Origin of the sequence: Sulfitobacter sp., assembly GCF_041552635.1 — a bacterium.
Lineage (GTDB): Bacteria > Pseudomonadota > Alphaproteobacteria > Rhodobacterales > Rhodobacteraceae > Sulfitobacter.
Window position 1 is genome coordinate 1 of the sequence record NZ_JBFEKM010000270.1, and the last position, 3,551, is coordinate 3,551.

General features: G+C 58.1%; 3 protein-coding genes and 1 pseudogene. 1 reads left to right on the top strand and 3 read right to left on the bottom strand.

The window, feature by feature from the left end; genetic code table 11:
• Positions 1–93: 93 nt before the first annotated feature.
• On the bottom strand, positions 94–1,320 hold the full coding sequence (locus ABYT07_RS19810) for a hypothetical protein (protein ID WP_372993732.1): 1,227 nt from the start codon (positions 1,318–1,320) through the stop codon (positions 94–96).
• Between the two features lie 55 nt (positions 1,321–1,375).
• Positions 1,376–2,128, bottom strand: a complete 753-nt coding sequence (locus tag ABYT07_RS19815) for a cytochrome c biogenesis CcdA family protein (RefSeq protein WP_372993733.1) — start codon at positions 2,126–2,128, stop codon at positions 1,376–1,378.
• A 103-nt stretch (positions 2,129–2,231) separates the two neighbouring features.
• Here ABYT07_RS19815 and ABYT07_RS19820 point away from each other — a divergent pair, with 103 nt between their 5' ends.
• Entirely contained in the window at positions 2,232–2,459 is a 228-nt protein-coding gene (locus tag ABYT07_RS19820) for a sulfurtransferase TusA family protein (RefSeq protein ID WP_372993734.1), read from the top strand.
• An 84-nt stretch (positions 2,460–2,543) separates the two neighbouring features.
• Here the strand turns inward: ABYT07_RS19820 and ABYT07_RS19825 are convergent.
• Positions 2,544–3,551 (bottom strand): annotated as a pseudogene (locus ABYT07_RS19825) (ribonuclease E/G); the annotation flags it as partial.

The window sequence follows — 3,551 nt, forward strand, 5'->3', positions numbered from 1 at the left end:
CGGGCTGCGCCGACAGTATGTCTTGGCGAAACAGCTTGACGTACCGCCACAGCGATACTTTATCGGGGCGACTGTCGGGTTTGGGTGGCAAGGTCATGGCGCGGTCGAGGTGAATTTATTCACCGGTGTTACGATCCGAGAACGCGATGCAGGGCGCCCTGCATAGCGTTCGGCCAAGCTGTGCGGGCCAGCCGTGATCTGGAAATAATCATAATCCTTGGGGGCATCAAACGCACAAAGATACTGGAAATGCAGCCGGAAAAACCGCCACCGCAGTTCTTTCCACCGCTTATTGCTCAGCGACTGGGTGAAAGCGGCGGAAAACACCAAGGGCCATTTCTTGCCCTCTGGGGCAACGCTAGACACGGCCACCGGATCACACAGCGCGAACGCGCAGCCGTCGCCAGGGGCAGTGACGTCGATCCACGTTAGCTCTTCGCGCTGCGAAAGATAGCGCAAGTCAGCGCGCAAACGGTGTGCATCGCGCAGGAAAGACACCATCGGCACCACCTGCCCCAGCGTCAAAAACCCAAGGGCGGGACCATCTGCCGGCACCCGACCGGCGCGCACCAAGTCAGCCAGAATTGACACCCCCAGATGCGCACCAGAGGAATGGCCGACCACCAGGACTTCATCCACATCCGAAATCAGCGCCTCGGCAATAGCCTCGCCAAACTCGGTCATCCGGCGTTCAAGTGCTGGCGTATTGGCCCCCCGTGTCGCCGCCCCGAACGCATAATCGTGCATTAGATAATAGGCGAAAAACTTACCGTCATTCTTTTTGAACCACCTGAGGACCGCCCAAGCCAACATAACCCCAAGTGCGCCAATGATCCCTTTGAACCATGCAGGCCCGCCAAAATAGGTCAGCGCCTGATACAGCACTACGCCCGAAAGAATCGCAATCACCAGCTGCACCAACAACATGCCCACCGGATAAAGCGCTGCAATCACTGGACCTTTGCGCAATTGCATGAGCCGCCACAACGCGCCTGATCCGATATAGACCCACGCCGTTTGAACAAGCTGCCTGTAGGTCGCAAGGATCGAATTGCTCATCGAGACGCGGACGATGTCGGACCAAACCAACACCTCTACCTGCGCATCCACATCGACCCCGTCGATATGCGCAGCAACGTTCCAGCCGTAATTGCCTTTGGTTTTCTTGGGGCGCAGCGTGATGTCATAGCCCGTGATGCGCGCCTGTTCGGTCCCTTCCTTGCGGTACAGTTCCCGGTAGCGGCGTGGATGAATCGGGTCATAGCCCGGAATGTAAAACACCCGGCGCATTTTGACTGTCTGTTCAGAGTTTTCGGCCATCATCCACCTGCATTTCCCAGCAGCTTAGACAGGTTTTTGGGCGAGAGTAAGGCCTCTAGCCCAAGGATCCGAGCGCCGGAAAGTTTTCAAGCAACCAGAATGAAAACGTCGAAAATGCCCCCGTCAGCAGCGCCAGTCCGACCAGGATCAGCAAGCCGCCCATGATGCGTTCGATCAACTTCATGTAGGGTTTTATGCGGTTCATCAGCAGCGTCGCGCGGGTGATGAACATGGCCGCGAGCAAAAACGGAATGCCAAGTCCGGCAGCATAGACGCCCAGCAACATGGTGCCGCGTGCGACGCTGGCCTCTGACGCGGCAAGCGACAGGATCGCGCCCAGTTGTGGGCCGATGCAAGGGGTCCAGCCAAAGGCAAAGGCAAGCCCCAGCACATAGGCCCCGAAAGACGACCCACCCTTGTCGCCTGCGTCAAGGCGGGCTTCTTGGTCCAGAAACGGAATCCGGAAAACACCAAGGAAATGCAGACCAAAGATGATCACGACAATTCCTGAAAGACGGGCGAAAAGTATTTGATTTTGCAGGAAAAACGCCCCGAATGCCGAAGCTGTAAACCCAAGTATCAAGAACACTGTGCTTAGGCCCATGACAAAGAACAGCGCCGCAATCACCGCCTTGCGTCGGGCGGAGGTGACGCTGGACATATCGCTCAACGTGACACCGCTCATGTAGGCCAGATAGGGCGGCACGATCGGCAAAACGCAAGGGCTGAGGAAACTGATGATCCCCGCCGTCAGCGCGATGAAAATGGCGGGCAGCAGCCCCGCATCGATTAGGTCAATTCCAAACATAGCTTCACCCATACTGCGGTTTGCGCACCGCGTCACGCCCCGACGCGCGCCATGATGTCACAAGGTTGTGGACGCGTTGAAACATCTGACTTATTTGAGGGTCATGAACAATGAACATATCCTTGATGCGACCGGGCTACTGTGCCCGCTTCCCGTGCTCAAAGCCCGCAAACGGCTGCAAAGCCTGAACTCTGGTGAGGTGTTGACCGTGCAAGCCGATGATCCCGCCGCGATCATCGACGTGCCGCATTTCTGCGCCGAGGCTGGGCATGAGTTGGTCAGCAGTGATCTCGAAAACCCGGTGCAGGTCTATGTGATCCGCAAGAAGTAAGACTGTTCTGGTCAACTGGCTTGTGGCCGGAAACGAAAAAGGCAGGCCCCGCGAGGCCTGCCTTTTGTCTTGATATCACCGGGGTTAACCGCCCAACGACCACCAGCCGCGCCGTTTTGGCTTGGCGGGTTTTTCTTCCGCTGCAACAGGCTCCGGTACCACTTCGGGTACCGGTACGGCCTCGATTTTGGGTTCAGCAACAGGTTCTGGCGCGGACTCTGGCTGTGCTTCAGCTACAGGTTCCGGCGTTGCCTCGGGCTCTGGGGTGGCTTCAACCGCTGCCTCGGCTGGCTGCTCTGCAACCGGCTCTGGTTTGACTTCTTCTACCACAGGCTGGTCTGCAGGTGCTTCGACCGGTGCGTCTTGTGCAGCAGGGGCAACAGCCGCGTCAGATTCTGGCGCGGGTGCCACTTCTGCAGTTGCTTCTGCTATTTCCGCAGGTGTCGCATCTGCATCAACCTTGGGCTTGCGCCGACGGGTCCGCTTGGGCTTTGGCGCGGGCTCTTCGCTCGCCTCACCATCGGCTTTGGCGTCTGCGTCTGTTGGAGCTGTTTCCGCAGCCTCTGCCTTGGGCTTGCGGGTCCGGGTGCGCGTACGCTTGGGCTTTTCCTCTGGCTCGGCATCGGCCTTTGGGGCTTCTGCTTTTACGTCTTCCCCAGCAGGCGCTTCAGCTTTTGCGTCAACCGCATTGTCAGATTTTGCATCTTCTGAACCCTGGTCGTCAGATGCGGCATCGTCTGAGCCGTTGTTTTCGCCGTTGCCGTTTTCATCCCCGTTGGTCTTGCCACCCCGGCTGCGCCGCCGCCGACGCCGCCGGCGCTTTGGCTTGTCTTCGCCGTCCGTTTCGGAATCTGCACCGTCATCTGAACCGGCCTGATCAGCAGTGCTGCCTGCGGGCTGGGCTTCTTCGATGTCAACTGTATCAACGTCAACGTCGTTCTCTTGTTCGTCAATCTCGTCCATCAAGGACGCATTGACAGACACGACATGTTCAACCGGCACGACAACCCGCGTTGCAGTCTTGAACTTTTCGATCTTGAAGTCGGGGCTGACCAAAGTCGGGTCGCCTTCAACCCGCACGGACATGCCGTA